This window comes from Pantoea deleyi (assembly GCF_022647325.1).
GTDB classification, from domain to species: domain Bacteria; phylum Pseudomonadota; class Gammaproteobacteria; order Enterobacterales; family Enterobacteriaceae; genus Pantoea; species Pantoea deleyi.
The window spans coordinates 3,736,020-3,762,051 of the sequence record NZ_CP071405.1; the positions used below are offsets into that span (position 1 = coordinate 3,736,020).

The following is a 26,032-nucleotide window of genomic DNA, read 5'->3' on the forward strand; positions in this document are numbered from 1 at the left end:
TGACTATCCTTAAGCGGTTCCTCTTTGGCACGCCCTGCGTCGCCCTGTTTTTGCAACCTGTTCAGAGGGCTGCACTTCATCAGAAAAACTCACGACACATCGAAACTGGAGACACCATGAATATTACGCATGCGTATGCTGCTCAGGATGCAAAATCCAAACTGGCACCGTTCGATTTCAAGCCGCGTGAGCTGCGCGACCATGACGTCCAGCTTGAGGTGCTGTTCTGTGGCGTTTGCCATTCAGACCTGCATCAGGCCCGTAATGAGTGGAAAAACACGATTTTCCCTGTCGTGCCGGGTCATGAAATTGTCGGTCGCGTGACCGCCGTTGGCCCGCAGACGCAGAAATATAAAGTCGGCGATCTGGTTGGCGTGGGCTGTATGGTGGACTCCTGCCGCAGCTGTCCGAGCTGTCAGCAGGGGCTGGAGCAGTATTGCGAAAACGGGTTCGTCGGCACCTACAACGGTGAAGATCGCGAAACCGGCGTGATCACCTACGGCGGTTACTCCACGTCAATGGTGGTGGATGAGAGCTTTGTGCTGCGCATTCCCGAGAACCTGGAGCTGGCGGGCGTCGCACCGCTGCTGTGCGCCGGTATCACCACCTACTCTCCGCTGCGCCACTGGAACGTTGGCCCGGGCAAAAAAGTGGGCATCGTCGGGTTAGGCGGTCTGGGCCACATGGGCGTGAAGATTGCCCACGCAATGGGCGCGCATGTGGTGCTGTTTACCACCTCGGAATCTAAAATCGAAGATGGCAAACGTCTGGGTGCCGATAAAGTCGTGATCTCTAAAGATCCGGCGCAGATGGCGCAGCATGCCAACAGCTTCGACTTTATTCTCAACACCGTGGCGGCGCAGCACGATCTCAACCCGTTCATCACCCTGCTGAAGCTGGATGGCAACATGACGCTGGTCGGTGCGCCGGAGCACGATCACCCGGCGCCTCAGGTGTTTAACCTGATCTTCAAACGCCGCAGCATTGCCGGTTCACTAATCGGCGGCATCGCGGAAACGCAGGAGATGCTCGATTTCTGTGGTCAGCACAACATCACCTCAGACATTGAACTGATCGCGATGGACCAGATTAACGACGCCTACGAACGCATGCTGAAAAGCGACGTGAAGTACCGCTTTGTTATCGACATCAACACGCTGCGCGAACAGCCTGCCGCATAATCCTCCTGCGCTAAACCCTCTTGCTCAGGTAAGAGGGTTTTTTTTTGCGGTCTACCGCCCCGCCGCCACCTGCTGCCAGGAGGCGTCGATCAGATAGTAGATCTGCGAATCTTTCAGCGAGCCGTCGAGAAACAGCGTGCTCCAGTGGGACTTATTCAGGTGCTCGCTGGGAATAATGTCGCTGTGCTCTTCGCGCAGTAACTCGGCCAGCGCCGGCGTCGATTTCAGCGATATCGCGGGCCGCCCTTTGGCCTCGTGCACCATCGCAAACAGCACACCGTTGCTCTTGATTTGTGTCGCTTTCCAGTCGCTGTGGACGCTCTGCTCCGCGCCCGGTTTGCTCATACAATAGGTCAGTAAGTCTGAGTTATTCATGACGATTCCCCCTGTAACGTCGCGACAATTCGCCTGGCACCGCCATCAATGCGATGCTCGCCCAGCCAGATACCCTGCCAGGTGCCCAGCACCAGACGGCCGCGCTGAACCGGTAAGAGTAACGACACGCCTAAGGTCGAGGATTTGATGTGCGCGGGCATGTCATCGCGTCCTTCATAGTCGTGCTGATAGGGTGCATTTTCCGGCACGTGCCGCATGAAATGCTGCTCCATATCGCTGCGCACCGTCGGGTCACAGTTCTCATTTAAGGTTAACGACGCCGACGTATGCTGTAACAGCAGATGCAGCAGGCCGGTTTTGATATCCCGCAGGCCGGAGAGCGATGCGACAATTTCATCGGTGACCAGATGAAAGCCGCGTGGCTTCGCGCTCAGCGTGAGGGTTTGTTGATGCCACATAACGGTTTCCTTGAACGATTGTCCCGTTTAAGTGTGCAGCATGTCGCCCAAAGGTAAACCCTGCCCCATAAAAAAACCGCCGGCGCGAACCCGGCGGTTTTTTTCACAGCGTGGCGCGTCGTTACATGACGGCGGCGAAGGCCTCTGCCACCTGATGCACATTTTTGCTGTTAAGACCGGCGACGCACATACGGCCGCTGCCCACCAGGTAGATGCCAAATTCGTTGCGCAGGCGATCGACCTGCTGCGCGCTCAGGCCGGTGTAGCTGAACATGCCGCGCTGCTTCAGCAGGTAGTCAAAGTTTTTGCCCGGCAGCGCGGTGCGCAGCACCTCGACCAATGACTCACGCATCGCGAGGATACGCAGGCGCATCGCTTCCACTTCCGCCAGCCAGCTCGCTTTCAGTGCCTCATCGTTGAGGACACGCGCCACAACCTGCGCACCAAAGTTCGGCGGGCTGGAGTAGTTACGACGAACGGTCGCTTTGAGCTGGCCCAGCACGCGCGCTGACTCTTCGGCGCTGTCGCAGACGATAGAGAGACCGCCCACGCGCTCACCGTAAAGTGAGAAGATCTTCGAGAACGAGTTACTCACCAGCGCAGGCAGACCGGCCGCCGCGACGGCGCGCAGCGCATAAGCATCCTGCTGCATACCGGCACCAAAGCCCTGATAGGCGATGTCCAGGAAAGGAATCAGCTGCTGCGCTTTCAGCACCTCAATGGTTTCATCCCACTGCGCGTCTGTCAGGTCGGCGCCGGTCGGGTTATGGCAGCAGGGGTGCAACAGAACGATGCTGCGGGCTGGCAGGGTTTTCAGGGTGCTGATGAAGGCATCAAAGCGCACACCGTGGGTTTCTGCGTCATACCAGGGGTAAGTGTTCACCTCAAAACCGGCACCGTTGAAGATCGCGATGTGGTTTTCCCAGGTCGGATCGCTGACCCAGACGGCGGACTGCGGGAAATAGCGCTTCAGGAAATCGGCGCCCACTTTCAGCGCGCCCGAACCGCCCAGCGTCTGAATCGAGGCGATACGGCCCGCCTGCAACATCGGATGATCTGCTCCGAACAGCAGCGGTGCAATCGCGCTCCGGTAGCTGTTCAGCCCTTCCATTGGCAGGTAGAGCGATGCCTGATGCGGCTCAGCATAGATCTGCTCTTCGGCAGCCGCCACGGCCTTCAGCTGCGGGATGATGTTCTGTTCGTTGTAATAGAGCCCGATACTCAGGTTAACTTTGTGTTCGCGCGGGTCTTGTTTGAAAGCTTCCATCAACGACAGAATCGGATCGCCAGCATAGGCATCAACGTTTTGAAACACGGTGTAGGTCTCCAAGATTGGTCCAGAGGTAAAAACGGGTTAAACCCGGTAGCGTCCCGGACGGTGGTTCATTGCAATAATCAGATTCAGGATCACCGCCCCCGCAATCGAGGCGAGCAGAATCGGGCCACTCACCACAAACAGGGACGCCAGCACGACGCAGGTATCCACCGCCATTTGCAGTTTTCCCGCGCGGATCCCAAAGCGGTCCTGAAGCCACAGCGCCAGAATGTTGATGCCGCCCAGGCTCGCTTTATGACGAAACAACACTATAAACCCGATTCCCATGATGACGTTACCGAACAGTGTCGCATAGAAGGGATTGAGATCGGAAAAGTGGACGAACAGCGGATGCAGCTGGGAAAACAGCGACACCAGACCGACGGCGCAGAAGGTTTTCAGGGTGAATTCCCAGCCCATGCGTTTTACGGCCAGCCAGTAAAAAGGGATGTTGATCAGGAAGAAGGCGCCGCCAAACGACAGCGGCGAGAGGTAACTGATCAGAAAGGCGATACCGGCGGTGCTGCCGGTCAGCGCCCCGGCCTGTTTCAGCATAATGACGCCGAACGAGACCATCAGGGTGCCCAGCACCATCGCCAGCGCATCTTCGATGCGCGAATGCGGGACGCGGGCGGGTTCTGCGATGTTATCCATGGGGGTTGTCTCAGTGCAAATGATGCGGTTCCAATGCAAAAAACGCACCATCGTCACCGCACTCACCGGCGGCTGCGCGGCTGCCCGCGATATCTCATTGATATCTAACAGGCTTCAGAACAGAATTTTTTGCATGAGCGCGGTCTGCAACCGTCAGTTCATGCGAAAAACCTCGTTATGATGCGCGTTGTTTGCATGCTTTGCCGCCAGTGTGCACCAAAAGCGCACAACACGCACCTTTTTAGCGCGTTCTGCTTTCCGGCATCATCATCAGCCCGTTCTCTTTCATACGGCCCAGCACCACCGAGGTTTTCACATGGGATACGCTCTGATGACCCGCGACTAACTGACTGATCAGGGCACTCAGGGCGTTGAGATCGGCCACGGCGACCTTGAGCAGATAGTCCGCATCGCCGGTAGTTTTATAGGCATCGACGATCGCCTGCTCCTGCTCCACCATGCGGTGAAAACTCTCGACATACTCCGCCGTATGGTTAATCAGGCGCACCTCAATCAGTCCCACCATGCCCAGCCCGATGGCATCGGGTGACAGCCGGGCGTGATAGCCCAGGATCAGATTAGCCTGTTCCAGATTGATACGGCGGCGGGAGCATTGTGAGGCCGAGAGGCCGACCAGATCGCTCAGTTCCTGATTGGTCAGACGGCCGTTAGATTGTAATAAGGTCAGGATTTTAAGGTCGTAATCGTCTACGTGAGTCATTCCGTTTCCACAGCGTAATGGTCGTCGCTTTGTTACAGATAACCCGATAACCCGAGAAGTTGTCCAACACTATTTTCCGATGATGGGAGCTGTCATGCACAGATCGTGCATGACAGCCCGGTGCGGAGATTATTCGTCGTCGTATTGCGGGCCTGCATAGTTATCAAAGCGGGACCACTGACCGTTAAAGGTCAGGCGCACCGTACCGATCGGGCCGTTACGCTGTTTACCCAGGATGATCTCGGCGATCCCTTTGAGATCGCTGTTTTCGTGATAGACCTCATCGCGATAGATAAACATGATCAAATCCGCATCCTGCTCGATCGAGCCCGATTCACGCAGATCCGAGTTCACCGGCCGCTTATCGGCGCGCTGTTCCAGTGAGCGGTTAAGCTGCGACAGCGCCACAACCGGCACGTTCAGCTCTTTCGCCAGCGCCTTCAGCGAGCGGGAGATCTCCGCAATTTCCAGCGTACGGTTGTCCGACAGCGACGGCACGCGCATCAGCTGCAGGTAGTCGATCATAATCAGGCTTAATCCGCCGTTTTCACGGTAGATGCGCCGGGCGCGGGAGCGCACTTCGGTGGGCGTCAGGCCGGAAGAGTCATCGATATACATGTTCTTCTTCTCCAGCAGGATACCCATGGTGCCGGAGATGCGCGCCCAGTCCTCATCATCGAGCTGGCCGGTTCGGATGCGGGTTTGATCGACGCGGGAAAGTGACGCCAGCATACGCATCATGATCTGCTCGCTGGGCATCTCCAGGCTGAAGATCAGCACCGGTTTTTCCTGCAGCATGGCGGCGTTTTCGCACAGGTTCATCGCAAAGGTGGTTTTACCCATCGACGGACGGGCCGCGACAATAATCAGGTCAGATCCCTGCAGACCCGCCGTCTTTTTATTCAGATCCTGATACCCCGTATCGACGCCGGTGACACCGTCGTGGGGCGTCTGATAGAGCGACTCGATTCGGGAAACGGTCGATTCCAGGATCTGCTCGATATTTTTCGGGCCCGCATCTTTATCTGCGCGCGCTTCCGCGATCTTAAAGACGTTCGACTCCGCAAAGTCGAGCAGCTCCTCGCTGTTGCGCCCCTGCGGATCGTAACCCGCATCCGCGATCTGGTTGGCGACGGAGATCATCTCACGCACTACCGCACGTTCGCGCACGATATCGGCATAGGCACCGATGTTCGCCGCACTCGGGGTGTTTTTTGCCAGCTCAGCCAGATAGGCGAAGCCGCCCGCCATCTCCAGTTCGCCACGGGTTTCCAGCGATTCAGAGAGCGTAATCAGGTCGATGGGTTTGCTGTTTTCCAGCAGCCGCTGCATCTCTGAAAAAATCAGCCGATGCGAACGGTTGAAAAAATCATTCGCGACGACGCGCTCAGAGACGTTATCCCAGCGCTCGTTATCCAGCATCAACCCACCCAGCACAGACTGCTCCGCTTCCAGCGAATGCGGGGGCATTTTCACGCCTGCGAGCTGGCGATCCTGCGTTTCGTTCGATTTGTTGGTGGGTTTATTTCCTGCCATAGTGAATGCATTACCGATCTTCTGTGGGGACGCGCAAGTATACCTTAGTTGAGGGGCGTGCCTCACCCTCATGATGAAACAATCACAGGAGTCAGAATGGCAAAGCGTATTCAGTTCAGTGCGCACGGCGGACCGGACGTTTTAGAGTGGACAGATTTTTCACCTGCTGAGCCAGCGGATCATGAAGTTCAGGTAACGCATCGCGCAATCGGCATCAACTACATCGATACCTATGTTCGCAGCGGCCTCTATCCGGTGGCCGCCTTTCCCTCTGGCCTGGGAACGGAAGCCGCGGGCGTGGTATCACGGGTCGGCCGCGGCGTTACCCTGTTCAGGCCCGGCGACCGCGTGGTCTATTGCCTGGCGTCCATGGGTGCCTACAGCGAAGTGCACAACGTGGCGGAAGATCGCCTGATGCATCTGCCGGAGGCGATCAGTTTTGAACAGGGCGCGGCCAGCTATCTGAAAGGGCTGACCACGCAGTATCTGCTGCGCCAGACCCATAAAATCAGCGCCGGCGAAACCTTCCTGTTTCATGCGGCCGCAGGCGGCGTCGGCCTGATCGCCTGTCAGTGGGCCAAAGCGCTGGGCGCGCACCTGATCGGCACGGTGGGTTCCGCAGAGAAAGCCGCGCTGGCGAAACAGGCCGGTGCCTGGGCGACCATTAACTATCGCGAAGAGGACATTGCGCAGCGCGTCAGCGAACTGACCGACGGAAAAAAAGTGGGCGTGGTCTACGACTCGGTCGGCCGGGATACCTGGGAAGCGTCGCTGGATTCGCTGCGTCGTCATGGCCTGCTGGTGAGTTTTGGCAACGCCTCCGGGCCGGTGACCGGCGTTGATCTCGGCATCCTCAATAAGAAAGGGTCGCTGTTTGTGACCCGCCCTTCGCTGTTTGGCTACATCACCAACCGTCAGGAGCTGGAAACTGCCAGCGCCGAGCTCTTTTCGCTGCTGGCCAGCGGCGCGATTCAGGTGGAGGTTCCCGCGCAGCAGAAGTTTGCGCTTAAAGAGGCCAGCAGAGCGCATCAGATGCTGGAGAGCCGCGCCACGCAGGGCTCCTGTCTGTTAATCCCGTAAGCGTCAGCAACAAAAAGGGCTTCCCGCAGGAAGCCCTCTTCTTTTTTTCTTTTTTGTTCGCGCTGGTGTAGGGACAGCGGCGATGAATTCATGTCGAGTCGATGGCACATCGAATTGACGACAGCATCCTGCCAGAAAACATAAGTAAAAAATATGTTTAATTGCAGATCCGCGTTAAACAATCACTCACTCTGTGATCGTCACCGCATTTAGCGCCAGCCTTTCCGGTCTAACCTGTTGATCTTACGACGCAGCCTGCGGCGGGCTCGTGCGTCACTGTCGCCAGAAAATGCCCGATGCAGCCAGACGGCGATCACCGCCAGCACCAGCCACGGTAACACTTTAATAACAAGTGCGAACAGCCCCCCGACAACCATCACCAGGGTTGCCACCCCCAGTGCCGCCAGCACGCCCAGCAGCGAAACGCCGGTCAGCAACAGCATCAGGAAAAACCCCAATACAAATAAAATTTCCACGTCAGTGCTCCTGATTGATCTTCACTGACAGAAGCAGTACAAAAAGCGTGCCAACAGATAACCTGCTGTTTTTGCAGCACTAAACGGGCACGCTGCACCTGAGAGCTGGTGAAAAAAACCAGATCCTGGCGTAAAAAAAACCAGCCTCGGGGCTGGTTTTTTTATGCTTCAGAAGAGCGGTCAGGCTTCCTGCGGGATTTTATCCGCGACCAGCGACAGCGCCGCCTCCAGCACACGCACGTCCGCGCCCGGCTTGTGCGCATTTTCGCTCAGATGGCGACGCCACTGGCGCGCGCCCGGAATGCCCTGGAACAGCCCCAGCATATGGCGCGTAATGTGGCCAAGATAGGTGCCCTTCGCCAGCTCCGCTTCGATATAAGGGTACATGGCGCGCACCACCTCAACCGGGTTCACCGCCGGATGCTCACGGCCAAACAGGGTCTGATCGACCTGCGCCAGAATGCCGGGGTTCTGATAGGCTTCGCGGCCCATCATTACGCCATCGAGGTGCTGCAGATGGTTCTGCGCCTCTTCCAGCGTTTTCACGCCGCCATTCAGGGCGAGGGTCAGATGCGGGAAATCGCGTTTCAGCTGCCAGACGCGCGGATAATCCAGCGGCGGGATCTCGCGATTCTCTTTTGGGCTGAGGCCGGAGAGCCAGGCTTTACGCGCATGGATAATAAAGGTGTCGCACTCGCCGCGCCCCGCGACCGTGCCGATGAAATCGGTCAGGAACGCATAGCTGTCCAGCTCATCAATACCAATCCGCGTTTTGACGGTGACCGGGATCGACACCACATCGCGCATCGCTTTAACCGCATCGGCGACCAGCGTCGCCTCGGCCATCAGACAGGCACCGAAACGGCCATTCTGTACCCGATCGGAGGGACAACCGACGTTCAGGTTCACTTCATCGTAGCCGCGCTGCTCTGCCAGCTTCGCGCAGTGCGCCAGCGCCGCCGGATCGCTGCCGCCCAGCTGCAACGCGACCGGATGTTCGGCCTCGCTATAAGCCAGATAATCCCCTTTGCCATGAATGATGGCGCCGGTGGTAACCATTTCGGTATAGAGCAGCGTATCAGCCGTCAGCTGACGGTGGAAATAGCGACAGTGGCGATCGGTCCAGTCGAGCATAGGCGCGACAGAGAAGCGTTGCGAAGAAAATTCAGGCATGAAGTACAGGCAATCCGGTAATTAAGGTGATGGAATTCTGTGCAAGGATAACACAAGGCGGGGCGATAGTGCATCGCCCCGCCCCGGACCGCCTGAATAACGCGCTTAGAAGTTGAAACCCAGCTGCGCCATTGCGCCCCAGGTGTTGTTTGCACCCACCGAGCCCGCCAGATCCAGATGGACGGCGTTGTTAAACGGCGAGAGACCAAAACCGGCGGTCGCCACATTCTCGTCGTTGGACCGCATGTCCGCACGATAACCGGCACGCAGCTGCAGCCAGTCGAGTACGCGATATTCTGCGCCTGCAGCCACATACTGGCTGTTTCCCTGACTTTTGAAGCGTCTGGTCTCCGTCAGATCCACATCGCCCGTCACGGTGAACGGACCTTTATCCCAGGCCAGGCCGGTAGTGACCAGCGGGCGAATCTGATAGGTATCGCGATAACCATTGACCTCGCGGGTCTGCAGATCGCGCGACACCAGGTTCTGACCGGTCACGCCCAGCGTCCAGTTCTCCGCAAAGGTCGTCGCCAGACCGGCATCGACGTTAAACCCGGTATCCGTGCTGCGATACTGGCTGTTGTTGATGTCGTTCTTGTCGTAGTTATAGATGCTGGCGGTGTAGTTGTAGAGCCAGGTTTTCTGCACTTTCGGCGTAACGCCCACCGACACCGGCTGACCGGCGATGGTGAACTCATGCGCGACCGCCACACCATAATCAGTGACGAGGGCCGCTAAGCCATTGGCGCTGGAGCGAAGGTTGTTCTGATCGCCCTGACGCGGCAGTATCGTGCCGTTGGCCACGCCGCGCAGATAGTCGATATCACCCTGCACCACGTTAGCGCGAACGTGCGCGGTTCCGTAGGCTTTGGTAATGAAGGCGAAAGGCAGCGTCTCATTCGGAACCGTCACGGCGACGGCAACCCCCGCCGAACCGTTGGCCTTATCGCCGCGCAAATCGCTCAGCCTGTTGGCCACATCGCCCGAGGCCGCACGCAGTTCAGGATAGCCCCGTAAATAGTCTGCGGGCGTAAAGTTACCCAGCACTGAGCGGTAACGATCTACGGTCGCGGTAATATCATCGACCTTGTCAATCAGGTCATCCTTGTCAGTGACCTGAATACCGGCTGACGGAAAAATAATGCTGACGTTATCGTCGGGTCTGGCACGCGTCATCAGTGCCGGGTTAGCCAGCACGGCGGAGCCATAGAGAGAAGAAGCGACGCCGGTGCCACCCATGGCGTCATTACGTGCATCGTACCAGGTCCCTGCCGCCATGGCGGAAGAAGAAAGGAAAAGCGCGGTCGCCGCAGCGGAGTACTTCAGCGCCGGACGTTGAGCGGATTTTTTCACCATTTGCCTGCCATCACCTGAAAATTGTCATTAATACATTCAATGACTGAATAATTTGTTAGCCGTATTGTGAATGCTGGCTAACGCGTCGTTGCTGTGAATTCAAAGGAAACAGTGCCTTAATTCAAGGGATTGGACGTTTTCCAACCAAAAACATGTTGTGATTGTTCAAACTGAGTCGGGGGATTTCAAAAAATACCAGACGTTGCTTAAGTCTTTCTGAACATTACTTCTTAACTCCGTGAGATGCAAAGCAAAATGCCAATAAAATCCTCTTCCGGTTGAATCAGAATGGATCTGTTTTGTCGCCGGCGAGCTTAAAAATGGGGAGCGGCATGCTGAATATGCTGGTTTAACAGGCAATTAATGCTGTTTTTTCAGCCAGAAGCCACTTCAGCACCTGGCCATCAATTGTGATAAAATAACATCACTTATCCAGCGGAGGATTTTCATGACAACCATGACGACGCAGCAAATTCTGACCCAGGCTGAAAAAATGTGCCTGCAGCGCGGTGTGCGTCTGACGTCGCAGCGTGCCGAAGTGCTGCGCCTGATGGCCGAACAGCCTGGCTCTATCAGCGCCTACGATCTGCTGGACCAGCTGCGGGTCAGTGAACCTCAGGCCAAACCGCCCACGGTTTACCGGGCGCTCGATTTCCTGCTGGAACAGGGCTTTATCCACCGGGTGGAGTCCAACAATAGCTACGTGATGTGTCACCATTTTGAAGCACCGGCGCATACCTCAGTGATGCTGGTCTGCGATCGCTGTGCCGCCGTTACCGAAAAACAGGCGCAGGGTGTGGAGACCATTATCGCGACGCTGGCGGGGGAAGCGCAGTTTGCTCTGCGCCATAGCGTGATTGAAGCGCATGGACTGTGTAAAAACTGTGCGGAAGTGGCAGCCTGTACGCATCATGAAAACTGCGAACATGATCATCAGGATGAAGGCAAAAAGCGGGGAAAACGGGGATAGGTGTCAGCGCCTGAAGCGTGTTCCGGTGAGGGCTCACCGGAACAGAGGGTCGATTACCAGCGGTGATCTTTGTTGTGCGTTTCCCAGTCCGTTACTTCGCGCTCTGCTTCATCTTTTGCATAGCCGTAACGCTCCTGAATTTTACCTACCAGCTGGTCGCGTTTACCTTCGATCACCTGCATATCGTCGTCGGTCAGCTTGCCCCATTTCTCTTTCATCTTGCCTTTGAACTGCTTCCAGTTGCCGCTCGCTTCGTCTTTATTCATGGCAGACCTCCAATCCTCGGGGTTTAATTATCTGGCTACTCGTCATAACCTCGATACAAAGCGCTACTTAACTGCGCCGTATGAAGTTAATTGTAGTTGCTTTATTCCGGGACTCAGAATAATACAGAATTATCTGTATACCTCTGTGAGCACGACTGAATCAGGCTTCAAACCAGCTGTTGTGACGCCAGTGCCTGCGCCAGATAAGCCAGAGCGTCAGGCCGCGCAGCACCAGAAAAACGGTTACCGCCAGCCACAGTCCATGGTTGCCCAGCAGCGGTACGCTCAGCAGCGTCAGGAAGTAGCCCGCGGCGGCCATCACCATGCTGTTGCGCATCTCGCGACCACGCGTGGCGCCGATGAACATGCCATCCAGCAGATAACACCAGACGCCCGCCAGCGGCAGTATGACCTGCCAGACCAGGTAGCGATCGGCGGTCTGTTGCAGCGACGTCAGCGAGGTCAGCAGCGTCACGATCTGCGGGCCAGCGATCGCATAGACCAGCGAGAAGAACAGCGCGACGGCCACCGCCTGACGACAGGCGGCGTGCCAGACACGCAGCAGTTTACTGCCATCTTTTGCCCCATGCGCCTCACCGGCAAACGCCTCTACCGCATAGGCGAAGCCATCCAGTGCGTAGGCGGTGAAGGTAATGAACATCAGTAACACGGCGTTAACCGCGACCACATCGGGGCCGAGCCGTGCGCCGAGCACGGTCAGCGACGCGAAACAGAGCTGCAGCATCAGGGAGCGCAGCATGATATCCCGGTTGAGGCGCAGCAGCCGGGCACTGTCGCCGCGCCAGCTCTGTTTCAGCAGGGCTGGCGTGATGCCGTGCAGTTTCAGCACCCGCCAGACCATGATGCTGCCGACGCCCAGCGTGATGTATTCGGCCAGCGCCGTGGCGGTGGCCGCACCTGCGACACCCCAGTGCAGCCCCATGACCAGCCAGAGATCGAGCACGATGTTCACCAGATTCCCTGCCACCAGCAGGATCACCGGCGCGCGCGCATACTGCACGCCCAGCAGCCAGCCCAGAATGACCAGATTTGCGAGGGTGGCCGGCGCGCTGAGCCAGCGGATCTGAATAAATCGCGCCGCCTGTGCCAGGACCTCGGGACTGCCGCCGACCAGCTGCGTCGCCAGCCGGATAATCGGATAGCGTAAGGCGATAAACAGCACGCCAGCCAGCAGCGCAATCATCAGCGGCTGAACCAGCGCCCGCGCCAGCGCCGTTTTGTCGCCCGCACCCAGCGCCTGCGCCGTGAGACCGGTGGTGCTCATCCGCAGAAAAAGCAGCAGCATAAAGAGGAAACTGGTGACGGTGGTTCCGACCGCGACGCCGCCAAGATAGACAGGGCTGTCGAGATGACCAATAACTGCGGTATCGACCACGCCCAGTAAGGGCACGGTGATATTTGAAAGGATCATCGGCAGCGCGAGCCGCCAGAGATTTTTATCGGTTGCCGTGATAACGCGCATTCGCCGTTCCGTGCTCAGTGTCGCTGCGCAAAGAGGGCCGCGACAAAATTAGGGCAGACAGAATAGCATCAGAGAGGGCGAATGCACGCAGGCAGAGAAATCAGAGCCACTCGCCGTTGCGAACCACGCCCACCGCCAGACCTTCAATGGTCAGCGACTGAGCACGGGTATCAACCACGATCGGGTCAAATTCGCTGTTCTCAGGCAGCAGATGGACGATAGCCCCCTGCTTTTTCCAGCGCTTCACCGTGACTTCATCATCGATGCGCGCCACGACGACCTGACCATTACGCACATCCTGGGTTTTATGCACCGCGAGCAGATCGCCATCCATAATCCCGATGTCTTTCATCGACATTCCGCTGACGCGCAGCAGGAAGTCAGCCGACGGCTTAAACAGGCCCGGATCCACCTTGTAGTGGGTTTCAATATGTTCCTGCGCCATGATGGGCTCACCGGCAGCAACCCGGCCAATCAGCGGTAAGCCTTCTGAGGCTTCTTCTTCCATCAACAGACGGATGCCGCGCGAGGCACCGGACACGATCTCGATGACGCCTTTACGCGCCAGCGCTTTCAGGTGCTCTTCTGCCGCATTCGGCGAACGGAATCCCAGCTGCGCGGCAATCTCGGCACGCGTAGGCGGCATGCCCGTTGAAGTAATATGGTCGCGAATCAGGTCATAGACCTGCTGCTGCCTGCTGGTTAATGCTTTCATCCCGCCCCCTGGTTGTTTATACAGTCGCTGTGAGTATATACAGGTATTGGCGAAATGGAAACCGATTGTCCCGCAAAACGCGGCTTCCGACGCGATATGGAACGCTTATCGCAAATGTGTCCAGAGCAGCGCGATCCAGACAAACAGAGCCAGTAGAATGCTGATCAGCACCGCGGCCGATCCCATATCTTTCGCCCGACCGGCCAGCGGATGATGCTCCTGACCGATGCGATCGACCACCGCTTCAATGGCACTGTTAAGGATTTCGACAATGACGACCAGCACTACGACACCAATCATCAGGATGCGGGAGACCACATCCACGTCCAGCCAGCAGGCGATGACGATGGCGGCCAGCGCGGCCAGCGCTTCCTGACGAAATGCCGCTTCATGCTGCCAGGCGGCACGCAGCCCCTGCCATGAGTAACCTGCGGCTTTAACTATTCTGATAAGTCCGGTGGCATTATTTGCCATGATGGGGGAACCCTTTCATCGTATTGACGTCAATGTCTGGGCTGCGTGCAATTGGCACCACCACAGATCTTCGCTGCACTTTCTGGTATGCTTGCGGCGCTTTGCTAACAAGAGGCTTCATGTTGTCTATGTCAGGTTGGCGTAAACTTTATTACAAACTGCTTAATTTACCACTGTCGTTTTTGGTAAAAAGTAAGGCCATTCCGGCCGATCCCGTTTCAGAACATGGTCTGGACCCGACCCGACCTATTATGTATGTTTTGCCTTACGATTCGAAGGCTGACTTACTGACTTTGCGCGCCCAGTGTCTGCGACATCATCTGCCCGATCCGCTCTCTCCGCTGGAGATTGACGGCGCGCTGCTGCCGCGTCACGTCTTTATTCACGACGGCCCGCGCGTTTTCCCCTATTTTGTGCCCAGCGTCGAATCCGTGAAAATCTTTCACGACTACCTCGACCTGCATCGAAACAATCCCACGCTGGATATTCAGATGCTGCCGGTCACCGTGATGTTTGGCCGCGCACCGGGACGTGAAGTTCAGGGTGAGGCAACGCCACATCTGCGCGTCCTGAACGGGGTACAGAAATTCTTTGCCGTCATCTGGCACGGGCGCGACAGTTTTGTCCGCTTCTCGCCGACCGTTTCGCTGCGCCGCATGGCCACCGAACACGGAACGGACAAGTCGATCGCCCAGAAGCTGGCCCGCGTGGCCCGTATTCATTTTGCCCGTCAGCGGCTGGCCGCGATTGGCCCGCGCTTACCGGCGCGTCAGGATCTCTTTAATCGTCTGCTGCAATCCAAAGCGATTGAGAAAGCCGTCGAAGATGAAGCGCGCAGCAAAAAAATCTCCCACGAGAAAGCGCAGCAGAATGCCATCGAGATGATGGAAGAAATTGCGGCCAACTTCTCCTACGAAGCGATTCGTGTGACTGACCGGGTGATGGGCTGGCTCTGGAGCCGCCTCTATCAGGGCATCAACGTCAACGGCGGCGAAAAAGTGCGTCAGCTGGCGCAGGATGGCCATGAGATCGTCTATGTGCCCTGCCATCGCAGCCACATGGATTATCTGCTGCTCTCCTATGTGCTCTACCATCAGGGGCTGGTGCCGCCGCATATCGCCGCCGGGATCAACCTTAACTTCTGGCCGGCAGGCCCGATTTTCCGTCGTCTGGGCGCATTCTTTATCCGTCGTACCTTTAAAGGTAACAAGCTCTACGCCACGGTGTTCCGCGAATACCTGGGCGAGCTGTTTACCCGCGGCTATTCGGTTGAGTACTTTGTCGAAGGGGGCCGTTCACGCACCGGTCGCCTGCTGGACCCGAAAACCGGCACCCTGGCGATGACGCTGCAGGCGATGCTGCGCGGCGGAAATCGTCCGATCACGCTGGTGCCGATCTATATCGGCTATGAGCATGTGATGGAAGTGGGCACTTACGCCAAAGAGCTGCGCGGCGCGGCGAAAGAGAAAGAAGGCTTTATGCAGATGGTGCGTGGCTTACGCAAGCTGCGTAATCTCGGCCAGGGCTACGTTAACTTTGGCGAGCCGATGCCGCTGGTTAACTATCTCAACAAGCGCGTGCCGGAATGGCGCGATGCCATCGATCCGATCGAGCCGCAGCGCCCGAGCTGGTTAACGCCGACCGTCAACGATATCGCCGCCAGCCTGATGGTGCGAATCAATGAAGCGGGCGCAGCCAATGCCATGAACCTCTGCGTCACGGCGCTGCTGGCGTCACGTCAGCGCTCACTCACCCGTGAACAGCTGATTGAACAGCTGGCGTGCTACACCCAGCTTCTGCGCAACGTGCCTTACTCACCCAACGCGACGGTGCCCGATCTCACGGCGGAAGCGCTGCTGGATCACGCTATGGGCATGAACAAGTTCGAGAGTGAAAAGGACAGCATTGGCGACATCATCATTCTGCCGCGCGAGCAGGCGGTGCTGATGACCTACTATCGCAACAACATCCACCACATGCTGGTGATGCCGTCGCTGATTGCCGCCATTGTTCAGCAGCACCAGACGCTGAGCGAAGCCGAACTGCTGCGTCAGGTGAGCCTGATCTACCCGATGCTGAAGAGTGAGCTGTTCCTGCGCTGGCAGACCGATGAACTGCCACAGCTGCTGACCGAACTGTGTCAGGAGCTGGCGCGTCAGGGCCTGATCACGCGTGAAGCCGGTGAGCTGCGCTTTACCGCGGCGCGCTATCGCACGCTGCAGCTGCTGGCCGCCGGGGTGCGTGAAACGCTGCAGCGTTACGCCATTACCTTCTCCATCCTCAGCGCCAAGCCGACGATTAACCGCGGCACGCTGGAAAAAGAGAGCCGGACGCTGGCACAGCGACTGTCAGTGCTGCACGGTATCAACGCACCGGAGTTCTTCGACAAAGCGGTCTTTACCTCGCTGGTGCTGACGCTGCGCGACGAAGGGTACATCAGTGACAGCGGCGATGCTGATGTCACACAGACCCAGGCCACCTGGCACATCCTGGCGGATCTGGTGACCAATGACGTGCGCATGACGATTGAAACCGCCGTGGCGCACGACTGATATCTGCGTACCGCAAAAAAGGCGACCTCATGAGGTCGCCTTTTTTATATCCGCCATACCGTGCAGAAGGAGCGTGGCAGCAATGAATCCGCCTTTTGACGCCCGGCACGCTGTCAGAAAATCTGGCTGAACGGCGGCGTATTCATCAGCACGCCCAGGAACAGCACCATCCCGACATAGTTGTTATTCAGGAATGCCTGGAAACAGGGCTGCCGTTCGCGCCCGGCGATCAGCTTCTGCTGATACACAAACAGCGCCGCCGCCAGTAGCAGCGTCCAGTAGAAGGCGCCATTCAGATGCAGCATCATTCCCACCAGCGCCATCAGCACCAGCGTCGCCAGCTGCAGCAGGCCGATGATCAGCTTGTCGAAACGGCCAAACAGAATCGCGGTCGACTTCACGCCAATCTTCAGATCGTCATCCCGATCCACCATGGCATACTGCGTATCGTAGGCGACCGTCCAGCAGATGTTGGCGATAAAGACCAGCCAGCAGACGAGAGGTAAGGACTCACTAACTGCGGACCATGCCATAGGGATCGCCCAGCCAAAGGCGGCCCCCAGCACCACCTGCGGCAGATGGGTATAGCGCTTCATAAAGGGATAAACCCAGGCCAGCGCCAGCCCCACGACGGAGAGCATAATCGTCATCAGGTTCATGGTCAGCACCAGCGCAAAGGCCACCAGCGCGAGGATCACAAACAGCAGCTTCGCTTCTCTGGCGCTCACCGCCCCGCTGGCCAGAGGCCGGTGCTTCGTGCGCTCGACATGACCATCCACCTTACGGTCGGCATAGTCATTGATCACACACCCCGCCGCGCGCATCACAAACACCCCGGCGACAAAGACCGCCAGCACCGGCAGCGGCGGCACGGTCCTATCCGCCAGCCATAACGCCCAGAGCGTGGGCCACATCAGCAGCAGCGTCCCGATCGGTTTGTCGATACGCATCAGGCGGGCATACGCCCGCCATTTCATCGTCATACTATTTTGCACTACAGAGCCCTCAGTCCCGATCGCGATAGAATGGCGATGCGGGTAAAAACAGTTCAGTCAGCAGCAGCGGTTTGCCGGAGAGACGCAGGCGTGAACGCCGCCCCCATAATGCCCCCACCTGCCCCGGCTCGATAAAATCGCGGGTCAGGGTCGATGAGGAGAAAAGATAGCGGCCCAGAGGACGGGTGCCGAGCTGTTGCAGCATTGCCTCCGGTCCGTTGAGGGTGCTTTCCGGCACCAGCGTGCGGCCCGCCAGCCAGGGCTGATCGTCGCCGAACAGCAGCACTTCGCGCAGCCAGAAGCGTTCATCGTCCGGCAATAGCGCTTTTTCCTCGCCCAGTTCGCGGGCGTCGATAAAGCCTTCACGCAGCGGCTGCACCGTGACCCGCTGACAATGCTGTTCAAAACGGCGCGTCATCGAGTCCTCCTCCATCAGCCAGTCGAGCAGAGCGGGCGCAGGCGCTGCCTGCGACGGAGAAAGCCAGTTGAGCGCACGTAATAAGCTGAGCGCGTCTTGCGACATAGCACCACTCCCAGTAATTTTCAGGTCGGTAGTTTAGCGCAGAGACGCGATGCGAACACCTGCCGTCGTGTCCGACGGCAGAGAGATTACTCGCGTTTCAGCCGGTTGCTGTTTGCCAGCCACAGCGTGACCACCAGAATCAGTATCGCGGCCGAGTAGCAGAGCGTGTCGAAGGGATTTTTATGGTCGACGATGATCAGGCGGATAATGGCCGTGATCCCGATATAGACAAAGTAGCGTAGCGGAAAGTGATAGCCAGACTGAAAGTACTTCACAATCAGCGCAATAAACTCGAAATAGAGGAAATAGATGACGATTCCCTCAATCAGCAGATAGGAAGAGGCCTGCTCGCCGGTATTAAACAGCACGTTTGCCAGGTGGACCGTCTCTTTGCCCAGGAAGACGATAAGGATAATCGCCAGACTCAGCAGACCCAGATTCAGCACCCACTGCAGCAGCGTGGCAAGGTGGCGGGCAAACGGATTTTTGTCACTCATGTTGCGCCTTAAAAAAGAGGTTATCAGCGCGCGCTATCATGCGCGAGTGTGACGCAAATCACAATATTGAGTCAGGCCTCCACATCCACGCAGAGCGCATCGTAACGCCAGTATTCGCAGTCGCAGTCAATCACTTCCCGATGCTGATTGCGATTGATGCGGGTGATCAGCAGGCCGGGACTGCCGGATGCTACATTCAGCGTCGGGGCGGCGATCTCCGGCAACGGACCGGGCAGGATGGTGAAGCGCGCCCCGCCGTACCGGATGCCGTAACGCTGGTCGTAGAGATCGGTCAGTGAACGCGTCAGGTCTTCGCCGAGCAAATCCGGGAAAAAACGGGGATTAAGGTAGTGTTCGACATAGAGCACCGCGCGTCCATCGATGCGCCGCAGGCGGCGGATGCAGTAGACCGCCGAACCCGGCGTCAGCTGCAACGCGGTCGCCACGCTGTCGTGCGCCGCAACCTCTTCGGCGGCGATCACTTCGGTGGTCGCCTGGCGTCCCTGCGCGATCGCCATGGCATGAAAATGGCTGTGATGCAGCGGGTTATAGATCAGCCGCGGCGGCGCAATAAACCAGCCGCGCCGCAGTTCCCGGTAGATCACGCCCTGCGCTTCCAGCTTGCCCAGCGCTTCCCGCAGGGTAATGCGCGTGGTGCTGAACGCCTCGCTCAGGGCGCGCTCGGCGGGCAGACGTCCGCCGCTGAACTCGCCAGACTGAATGCGCGTCAGCAGGGCGCTGGCGATCGCGTCCGCTGATTTGAGTGCTGGTGACTCCACAACTGTAGCCTCATTTTAGTGCGACCCCGCACTCTTACTGTTCAGGTCAACGCGTCAGCGACCGGCTGACGGGTCGCCGCTTGCTTCCCCTGTTCCCCGTCCCGCGCCGCCCTGTCATAAATCCTTCACAGACAGGGACTACATTGGCTCGGTTTTTGCTGGACTAGACCAGACAGGCCCATCAACTTACACCCGGAGCAACTGAGATGAAAGCGTTTATCGCCTCTGTAGTAGCCAGTGCTGTTGTGCTTACCCTGCCCGTCGCGCAGGCCGCCGATAACGACCTTGCCGCGCTGGAAAAAGCCGCGCGCAGTGAAGGTCAGGTCAACAGTGTCGGGATGCCGGACAGCTGGGCCAACTGGAAAGAGACCTGGCAGGATATCAGCAGCAAATATGGCCTGAAGCACAGCGACACGGATATGTCGTCGGCCCAGGAGCTGGCCAAATTCGACGCGGAGAAAGAGAACGCCAGTGCTGACATCGGTGACGTCGGTGCCGCCTTTGGCCCCATTGCCGTGGCTAAAGGCGTGACCCAGCCCTATAAACCGACCCACTGGGACCAGATCCCGAACTGGGCGAAAGATAAAGAGGGGCACTGGGCGCTGGCCTATACCGGCACCATCGCCTTCCTGATCGACAAGCAGCAGGTGAAAGATATTCCCCACAGCTGGGCCGATCTTAAGAAAGGTAAGTATGTGGTTACTATCGGCGACGTCGGCGTGGCAGCTCAGGCCGCTAACGGCGTACTGGCGGCTAACTACGCGCTGGGCGGCGATGAGAAGAACCTGAAACCGGCGCTGGCCTTCTTTGCCGATCTGGCAAAACAGGGGCGTCTCGGCGTCACCGATCCGGTGATTGCCAACATCGAAAAGGGCGAAGTGCAGATGGCGGTCGTGTGGGACTTTAATGCCCTTAACTACCGCGACCAGATCGACAAAACGCGTTATGAGGTGGTGATCCCCTCTGACGGCTCCGTGACCTCCGGCTACACCACCCTCATCAACAAATATGCGAAACACCCTGCGGCCGCGAAACTGACCCGCGAATATATTTTCTCCGATCAGGGGCAGATTAACCTGGCGAAAGGCTATGCCCGCCCGATCCGTGCTGAGCATCTGACGCTGCCCGCGGACGTTCAGGCTCGCCTGCTGCCCCAGTCGGAATATAAAAATGCCCGTCCGGTTAAGGACCAGGCTGCATGGGATAAATCGTCGAAAATGCTGCCGCGTCTGTGGCAGGAAAACGTCATCATCAATATGCAGCCGTAGTTTCTGGCGGGGAGAACGGAATGAAAACGATCCTGGTGGTGCTGGACGGCCTGAGCAATCAGGTTGCGCAACATGCAATGGGTTACCTGCATGCCGAATGTTCGCAGGGCAACGGCTTCTATTACCGTATGACCTGTGAGCTGCCGTCACTGTCGCGCCCGCTTTATGAGTGCATTCTGACCGGTGTTCCGCCGGTCAGAAGCGGCATTATTCATAATGGCGTCAGCCGGCTGAGTCGCGAACGCAGCGTGTTTCACTTTGCGCGGGCCGCCGGACTGACGACGGCGGCCGCCGCGTACCACTGGGTGAGTGAGCTGTATAACCAGACGCCGTTCGTCGCGGCGCGCGACCGCCACACCGACGCGCCGGACCTGCCCATCCAGTATGGCCATTTTTACTCTGACGACAGCTATCCCGACTCGCATCTGTTTGAAGATGCAGAGAGCCTGCGGCTGCGTCACGATCCCGATTTTCTGCTGATCCACCCGATGAACATCGATGATGCCGGGCATAAGTCGGGGCTCTGCTCGCCGCAGTATCGTAACCGGGCGCGCATCGCCGACGGCCTGCTGTCGGAGTGGATGCCGCAGTGGCTGGCGGAGGGCTATCAGGTGATGGTCACGGCCGATCACGGCATGAACGACGATCGCTCCCACGGCGGCATCCTGCCGGAGGAGACCACCGTGCCGCTGTTTGTCTTTGGCCGCGCGTTCTCGCTGCAGCCGGACCTTGCACCGCAGCAGACCGACCTCTGCGGCACCCTGTGCGAGCTGCTGGCGGTGGCGCATGACAAGCCGGTCTGTCGCGGACTGCTGGCGGAGTGTCCACGATGAAAGGCAAAGGGATTGCGCTGTTGCTGCTGCTGCCTTTCACCCTGTTCTGGGTCGCCTTTCAGCTGGCCCCGCTGGTGTGGATCGCCATCAACAGCTTCTGGAGTGAGATGAACAGCCAGTGGGGCTGGGATAACTATCAGGATATCCTGACCTCGCCCTTCTATCAGCAGGCGTTCCGCTTTTCGCTGGATATCTCGCTCTGGTCAAGCCTGTATGGATTGCTGATTGCGCTGGTGACCGGCTATTCACTGCATCAGATCGGTGGCGGACGGCTGCAGCGCTTTCTGCTCTCCTTTACCAATATGACCAGCAACTTTGCCGGTGTGCCGCTGGCCTTCGCCTTTGTAATCCTGCTGGGACTGAACGGCTGCCTGACGCTGCTGCTGCGCCACTATGGTGTGATCGAGAGCTTCCGGCTCTTCTCCCGCAACGGCATGGTGCTGGTCTACACCTGGTTCCAGATCCCGCTTGGCGTGCTGCTGCTCTATCCGGCGTTCGACGGGCTGAAAAAAGAGTGGCAGGAATCGGCGGCGCTGCTGGGTGCCAGCCGCTGGCGCTACGGGTGGCACATCGGGCTGCCGATTCTCTTTCCGGCGCTAATCGGAACCTTTGTCATCCTGCTGGCGAATGCGCTGGGCGCCTACGCCACGATTTACGCCCTGACCACCGGCAACTTCAACGTGGTGCCGGTGCGCATTGCCGCGCTGGTTTCCGGCGATATTTCGCTGGACCCTAACACCGGCAGTGCGCTGGCCATGCTGCTGGTGGCGATCATGGCGCTGATCACCCTGGTGCAGCAGTATCTGGTGCGCCGTAGCTATCTCAATGCGAAGCAGCCATGAAAGGAGCCGCCATGTCACGCGCCGAACATCTCTATCACCGCCTCATGGTCGGGCTGCTTTTTATCCTGCTGGCGCTGCCGCTGCTGGCCACGCTGCTCTATGCGCTCTCATCCGACTGGAGCAACACCATTCTGCCGCAGGGCTATAGCCTGAAGTGGTTCATCCAGCTCTGGAGCGACCCGCGTTTTCTGACGGCGCTGGGGCACTCTCTGCTGATCTGTTTCGGCGCGCTGCTCTTCTCGCTGGTGCTGGTGCTGCCTGCCATGTTTGTGATCGCTTACTACTATCCCCGACTGGATGCGGTGATGAACGTGCTGATCCTGATGCCGTTCGCCGTGCCGCCCGTCGTCTCCTCGGTGGGACTGCTGCAACTTTACTCCGCCTCCCCGCTGATGCTGACCGGCACACCGTGGATCTTGATCGGCTGCTATTTCACTATCGCGCTGCCCTTTATCTATCGGGCGCTGGCAAACAATATGCAGACGATCAACCTCAAAGAGCTGATCGATGCCGCACAGCTGCTGGGGGCCAGCACCTGGCAGGCCGCGCTGTGGGTCGTGCTGCCCAACCTGCGCAAAGGGATGCTGATTGCCGTACTGCTCTCGTTCTCCTTTCTGATCGGCGAGTTTGTCTTCGCCAATATTCTGGTCGGCAACCGCTACGAAACCCTGCAGGTCTACCTGTTCAACATGCGCAACGGCAGCGGCCACTTCACCAGCGCGCTGGTGATCTCCTATTTCGTCGTGGTGCTGCTGGTCACCTGGCTGGCTAACGCCCTGAATCCTGAACGAGGCTGAATATGAGTTATCTGGAAGTCAGAGAGCTGAATAAGTCCTATGGACCCACCCCCATTTTTGAGCAGATCCATTTCAGCGCTGCGGAAGGGGAATTTGTTACCCTGCTGGGCCCGAGCGGCTGCGGCAAATCGACGCTGCTGCGCTGCCTGGCGGGCCTGACCGGCGTCGACAGCGGCGAGATCCGGCTGGAGGGCAAAGATATCGTGCCGCTGGCTCCGCAGAAGCGGGCGATCGGCATGGTGTTTCAGAGCTATGCGCTGTTTCCTAACATGACGGTGGAGAAGAACGTCGCGTTCGGCCTGAAGATGCAGAAACTGCCCGAGGCGCAGATCCGCCAGCGGGTGCTGGAGGTGCTGGAGCTGGTGGAACTCAGCGACTATGCACGCCGGTATCCGCATCAGCTCTCGGGCGGGCAGTGTCAGCGCGTGGCGCTGGCGCGTTCGCTGGTGACGCGCCCGCGTCTGCTGCTGCTGGATGAGCCGCTCTCGGCGCTGGACGCACGCATTCGTCGCCACCTGCGCGATCAGATCCGACGCATCCAGCGCGAACTGAAGCTGACCACCCTTTTCGTCACCCACGATCAGGAGGAGGCGCTGACGCTCTCCGACCGTATCGTGCTGATGAATCGCGGGAAAATCGTGCAGAACGGCGATGCGGAGGCGCTTTACACCCAGCCGGTCGATCTCTTTGCCGCCGGGTTTATTGGCAACTACAACCTGCTGAGCGCCGGAGAGGCGACGCGGCTGACCGGCCAGCCTTTCACCAGCCAGGTCGCCATCCGCCCTGAATCGATGCGGTTTACCGCGCCGGGCCAGGGGATCCCGGCTGAAATCCTCAGCCACAGCCTGCTGGGCAACGTCATCCGCTACCGGATCCGGGCAAACGAGGTCGAACTTTCGGTGGATGTGCTTAACCGCTCGGCGGCCGATTTGCACCCCGCGGGCTGTCAGATTGGTCTACAATTGGAGATGTCGACTTTGCGCCAGGTGGCTTAAAACACAGGAAAAAATCACGCACAGCGCGGCAATCCCCCTTCGCAGATTGCGCTTCCCGTCAGGCCGGCAGTCTGTGCTTTGCGCCTGACGAACGAGGAGCGACGCCCCGTGTTAACTCTGCTTAATCTGCTCTCTGCCGTGGCCCTGCTGGTCTGGGGCACCCACATCGTGCGAACCGGTATCATGCGGGTCTACGGCGCGGATCTGCGGCGGGTTCTGAGCCGCAGTATCGAAAAAAAACCCATGGCTTTTCTGGCCGGCATTGGCGTGACCACGCTGGTGCAGAGCAGCAATGCCACCACCTTACTGGTCACCTCCTTTGTGGCGCAGAATCTGGTCAGCCTGACGCCCGCGCTGGTGGTGATCCTGGGCGCCGACGTCGGCACCGCGATCATGGCGCGTATCCTGACGTTTGATCTCTCCTGGCTTTCGCCGCTGTTTATCTTCTTTGGCGTGGTGTTTTTCCTCAGCCGCAAGCAGACGCGCGCCGGTCAGCTGGGCCGCGCCAGCATCGGTCTGGGCCTGATCCTGCTGGCGCTGCAGCTGATCGTCGCCGCAGCGCGCCCGATAACCCAGGCTGCCGGTGTCCAGGTGCTCTTCTCCAGCCTGACCGGCGACGTGATGCTCGATGCGCTGCTGGGTGCAGTCTTCGCCATCATCAGCTACTCCAGCCTGGCCGCCGTGCTGATCACCGCCACGCTGACCGCCACGGGCGTGATCTCGTTCAAGGTGGCGCTCTGTCTGGTGATTGGGGCCAATCTGGGCAGCGGCCTGCTGGCGATGATTAACGCCAGCGGCTCGAATGCGGCGGGCAAACGCGTGGCGCTTGGCAGCCTGCTCTTCAAACTGATCGGCTGCATCCTGGTCCTGCCGTTTGTTGATGTCGTGGCGGCCTGGCTCGATAAGCTGCCGGTTAACGACGAAGAGTTAGTGATCTTCTTCCATGTGTTTTACAACCTGATCCGCTGTGTGGCGATGGTGCCCCTGACTGACCAGATGGCGCGCCTCTGCCGTCGCCTGATCGCCGACGATATCGACACCGCGCTGCATCTTAAACCCAGACACCTCGATCGCAGCGCGCTGGATACGCCCGCGCTGGCGCTGGTCAATGCGGCGCGCGAAGCGCTGCGCATCGGGGATGTGCTGGAGCAGATGCTGGAGGCCTTCGGCAAGGTGGTGCAGGGCGAATCCCGCGAGGAGCGCACGGTCCGGCGGCTGGATGATGATGTGGATGTGCTCTACACCGCCATCAAACTCTATCTGGCGCGGATGCCGAAAGAGGATCTGCCGGAAGAGGATTCGCGCCGCTGGGGAGAGATTATCGAGATGTCGCTGAATCTGGAGCAGGCCGGAGATATCATTGAGCGGATGAGTGGCGATGTCGCGGACAAATCCCTGGCCGCCGGCCGCGCCTTCTCTGCCGAAGGCTTAAAAGAGCTGGAGGGGCTGCAGGAGCTGCTGCTCGCTAACCTCAGAATGAGTCTGTCGGTGTTTCTGTCGCACGATGTCACCAGCGCCAGACGGCTGCGCCGCGCGAAACATCGCTTCCGCCTGATGATCAGGCGCTACTCGCACGCGCACGTCGATCGGCTGCATCAGCAGAACGTGCAGAGCATCGAAACCAGTTCCCTGCATCTCGGTCTGCTCGGCGATATGAAGCGTCTTAACTCCCTGTTCTGCAGCGTGGCCTATACCGTGCTGGAACAGCCCGACGATGAGCGTGACTACGAATAGGCCCTGAATCGCCGGTTGCGCCG

27 protein-coding genes are annotated in these 26,032 nt (G+C 58.5%); 10 read left to right on the top strand and 17 right to left on the bottom strand.

Annotated elements, in window-relative coordinates; all coding sequences use genetic code 11:
- Positions 1-116 precede the first annotated feature (116 nt).
- Positions 117-1,181, top strand: coding sequence for an NAD(P)-dependent alcohol dehydrogenase (locus tag J1C59_RS17560; RefSeq protein WP_128084965.1), 1,065 nt, complete (start codon positions 117-119; stop codon positions 1,179-1,181).
- Between the two features lie 51 nt (positions 1,182-1,232).
- Here J1C59_RS17560 and J1C59_RS17565 read toward each other — a convergent pair whose 3' ends face one another.
- From J1C59_RS17565 to dnaB, 6 genes are all read right to left on the bottom strand, one after another.
- Positions 1,233-1,556 (bottom strand): MmcQ/YjbR family DNA-binding protein, encoded by a 324-nt coding sequence (locus J1C59_RS17565; RefSeq protein WP_111140206.1) that lies wholly within the window; start codon positions 1,554-1,556, stop codon positions 1,233-1,235.
- Positions 1,553-1,975 (bottom strand): secondary thiamine-phosphate synthase enzyme YjbQ, encoded by a 423-nt coding sequence (locus J1C59_RS17570; protein ID WP_128084964.1) that lies wholly within the window; start codon positions 1,973-1,975, stop codon positions 1,553-1,555. Before J1C59_RS17570 ends, J1C59_RS17565 begins: the two co-directional genes overlap by 4 nt.
- A gap of 121 nt (positions 1,976-2,096) precedes the next feature.
- Positions 2,097-3,290 (bottom strand): amino acid aminotransferase, encoded by a 1,194-nt coding sequence (locus tag J1C59_RS17575; RefSeq protein ID WP_128084963.1) that lies wholly within the window; start codon positions 3,288-3,290, stop codon positions 2,097-2,099.
- 39 nt (positions 3,291-3,329) lie between these two features.
- On the bottom strand, positions 3,330-3,944 hold the full coding sequence (locus J1C59_RS17580; RefSeq protein WP_128084962.1) for a YitT family protein: 615 nt from the start codon (positions 3,942-3,944) through the stop codon (positions 3,330-3,332).
- Between the two features lie 241 nt (positions 3,945-4,185).
- Positions 4,186-4,665 (bottom strand): Lrp/AsnC family transcriptional regulator, encoded by a 480-nt coding sequence (locus J1C59_RS17585; protein ID WP_128084961.1) that lies wholly within the window; start codon positions 4,663-4,665, stop codon positions 4,186-4,188.
- 129 nt (positions 4,666-4,794) lie between these two features.
- Positions 4,795-6,201, bottom strand: a complete 1,407-nt coding sequence (dnaB, locus tag J1C59_RS17590) for a replicative DNA helicase (RefSeq protein WP_098051787.1) — start codon at positions 6,199-6,201, stop codon at positions 4,795-4,797.
- A 96-nt stretch (positions 6,202-6,297) separates the two neighbouring features.
- Between dnaB and J1C59_RS17595 the strand changes: the two genes are divergently transcribed.
- Positions 6,298-7,281 (top strand): quinone oxidoreductase, encoded by a 984-nt coding sequence (locus tag J1C59_RS17595; protein WP_128084960.1) that lies wholly within the window; start codon positions 6,298-6,300, stop codon positions 7,279-7,281.
- A gap of 209 nt (positions 7,282-7,490) precedes the next feature.
- On the opposite strand, the gene pspG is transcribed toward J1C59_RS17595, so the two are convergent.
- From pspG to J1C59_RS17610, 3 genes are all read right to left on the bottom strand, one after another.
- Positions 7,491-7,757, bottom strand: coding sequence for an envelope stress response protein PspG (gene pspG / locus J1C59_RS17600; protein ID WP_128084959.1), 267 nt, complete (start codon positions 7,755-7,757; stop codon positions 7,491-7,493).
- Positions 7,758-7,937: 180 nt separating this feature from the next.
- Positions 7,938-8,930, bottom strand: a complete 993-nt coding sequence (gene dusA, locus J1C59_RS17605) for a tRNA dihydrouridine(20/20a) synthase DusA (protein WP_128084958.1) — start codon at positions 8,928-8,930, stop codon at positions 7,938-7,940.
- 105 nt (positions 8,931-9,035) lie between these two features.
- Entirely contained in the window at positions 9,036-10,286 is a 1,251-nt protein-coding gene (locus J1C59_RS17610; protein WP_128084957.1) for a conjugal transfer protein TraF, read from the bottom strand.
- A gap of 448 nt (positions 10,287-10,734) precedes the next feature.
- On the opposite strand from J1C59_RS17610, the gene zur reads away from it, so the two are divergent.
- Positions 10,735-11,256, top strand: a complete 522-nt coding sequence (gene zur / locus J1C59_RS17615; protein WP_128084956.1) for a zinc uptake transcriptional repressor Zur — start codon at positions 10,735-10,737, stop codon at positions 11,254-11,256.
- A gap of 53 nt (positions 11,257-11,309) precedes the next feature.
- Here zur and J1C59_RS17620 read toward each other — a convergent pair whose 3' ends face one another.
- The 4 genes from J1C59_RS17620 to J1C59_RS17635 form a co-directional block, all read right to left on the bottom strand.
- Positions 11,310-11,522: a CsbD family protein gene (locus tag J1C59_RS17620; RefSeq protein WP_111140196.1), complete on the bottom strand. Its 213-nt coding sequence runs from the start codon at positions 11,520-11,522 to the stop codon at positions 11,310-11,312.
- Between the two features lie 160 nt (positions 11,523-11,682).
- Entirely contained in the window at positions 11,683-13,005 is a 1,323-nt protein-coding gene (gene dinF / locus J1C59_RS17625) for an MATE family efflux transporter DinF (protein WP_128084955.1), read from the bottom strand.
- A 100-nt stretch (positions 13,006-13,105) separates the two neighbouring features.
- Positions 13,106-13,720: a transcriptional repressor LexA gene (gene lexA, locus J1C59_RS17630; RefSeq protein ID WP_111140194.1), complete on the bottom strand. Its 615-nt coding sequence runs from the start codon at positions 13,718-13,720 to the stop codon at positions 13,106-13,108.
- A 105-nt stretch (positions 13,721-13,825) separates the two neighbouring features.
- The gene (locus J1C59_RS17635) at positions 13,826-14,194 is read right to left on the bottom strand and encodes a diacylglycerol kinase (RefSeq protein WP_128084954.1); all 369 of its coding nucleotides are present in this window, start codon (positions 14,192-14,194) and stop codon (positions 13,826-13,828) included.
- Positions 14,195-14,322: 128 nt separating this feature from the next.
- On the opposite strand from J1C59_RS17635, the gene plsB reads away from it, so the two are divergent.
- Positions 14,323-16,746 carry a glycerol-3-phosphate 1-O-acyltransferase PlsB gene (gene plsB, locus J1C59_RS17640; RefSeq protein ID WP_128084968.1) on the top strand — a complete coding sequence of 808 codons (2,424 nt, stop codon included), beginning with the start codon at positions 14,323-14,325 and terminating at the stop codon, positions 16,744-16,746.
- 113 nt (positions 16,747-16,859) lie between these two features.
- Here the strand turns inward: plsB and ubiA are convergent, their stop codons facing one another.
- The 4 genes from ubiA to J1C59_RS17660 all read right to left on the bottom strand — a co-directional run bounded on the left by ubiA (position 16,860) and on the right by J1C59_RS17660 (position 19,540).
- Positions 16,860-17,741 (bottom strand): 4-hydroxybenzoate octaprenyltransferase, encoded by an 882-nt coding sequence (ubiA, locus tag J1C59_RS17645; protein WP_128084953.1) that lies wholly within the window; start codon positions 17,739-17,741, stop codon positions 16,860-16,862.
- A 10-nt stretch (positions 17,742-17,751) separates the two neighbouring features.
- Entirely contained in the window at positions 17,752-18,264 is a 513-nt protein-coding gene (gene ubiC, locus J1C59_RS17650; protein WP_128084952.1) for a chorismate lyase, read from the bottom strand.
- A gap of 86 nt (positions 18,265-18,350) precedes the next feature.
- On the bottom strand, positions 18,351-18,761 hold the full coding sequence (psiE, locus tag J1C59_RS17655; protein ID WP_128084951.1) for a phosphate-starvation-inducible protein PsiE: 411 nt from the start codon (positions 18,759-18,761) through the stop codon (positions 18,351-18,353).
- A gap of 71 nt (positions 18,762-18,832) precedes the next feature.
- A complete protein-coding gene (locus J1C59_RS17660; RefSeq protein ID WP_128084950.1) occupies positions 18,833-19,540 on the bottom strand; it encodes a UTRA domain-containing protein in 708 nt (235 codons plus the stop codon).
- 206 nt (positions 19,541-19,746) lie between these two features.
- Between J1C59_RS17660 and J1C59_RS17665 the strand changes: the two genes are divergently transcribed.
- From J1C59_RS17665 to J1C59_RS17690, 6 genes are all read left to right on the top strand, one after another.
- Positions 19,747-20,808, top strand: a complete 1,062-nt coding sequence (locus tag J1C59_RS17665) for an ABC transporter substrate-binding protein (RefSeq protein WP_128084949.1) — start codon at positions 19,747-19,749, stop codon at positions 20,806-20,808.
- A 20-nt stretch (positions 20,809-20,828) separates the two neighbouring features.
- Positions 20,829-21,641 carry an alkaline phosphatase family protein gene (locus J1C59_RS17670; protein ID WP_128084948.1) on the top strand — a complete coding sequence of 271 codons (813 nt, stop codon included), beginning with the start codon at positions 20,829-20,831 and terminating at the stop codon, positions 21,639-21,641.
- Positions 21,638-22,483, top strand: coding sequence for an ABC transporter permease (locus J1C59_RS17675; protein ID WP_128084947.1), 846 nt, complete (start codon positions 21,638-21,640; stop codon positions 22,481-22,483). Before J1C59_RS17670 ends, J1C59_RS17675 begins: the two co-directional genes overlap by 4 nt.
- 11 nt (positions 22,484-22,494) lie before the next feature.
- Positions 22,495-23,280 (top strand): ABC transporter permease, encoded by a 786-nt coding sequence (locus J1C59_RS17680; protein ID WP_128084946.1) that lies wholly within the window; start codon positions 22,495-22,497, stop codon positions 23,278-23,280.
- A gap of 2 nt (positions 23,281-23,282) precedes the next feature.
- Entirely contained in the window at positions 23,283-24,275 is a 993-nt protein-coding gene (locus tag J1C59_RS17685; RefSeq protein WP_128084945.1) for an ABC transporter ATP-binding protein, read from the top strand.
- 108 nt (positions 24,276-24,383) lie between these two features.
- Positions 24,384-26,009, top strand: a complete 1,626-nt coding sequence (locus tag J1C59_RS17690; protein WP_140916827.1) for a Na/Pi cotransporter family protein — start codon at positions 24,384-24,386, stop codon at positions 26,007-26,009.
- The last annotated feature ends 23 nt before the right edge of the window (positions 26,010-26,032 follow it).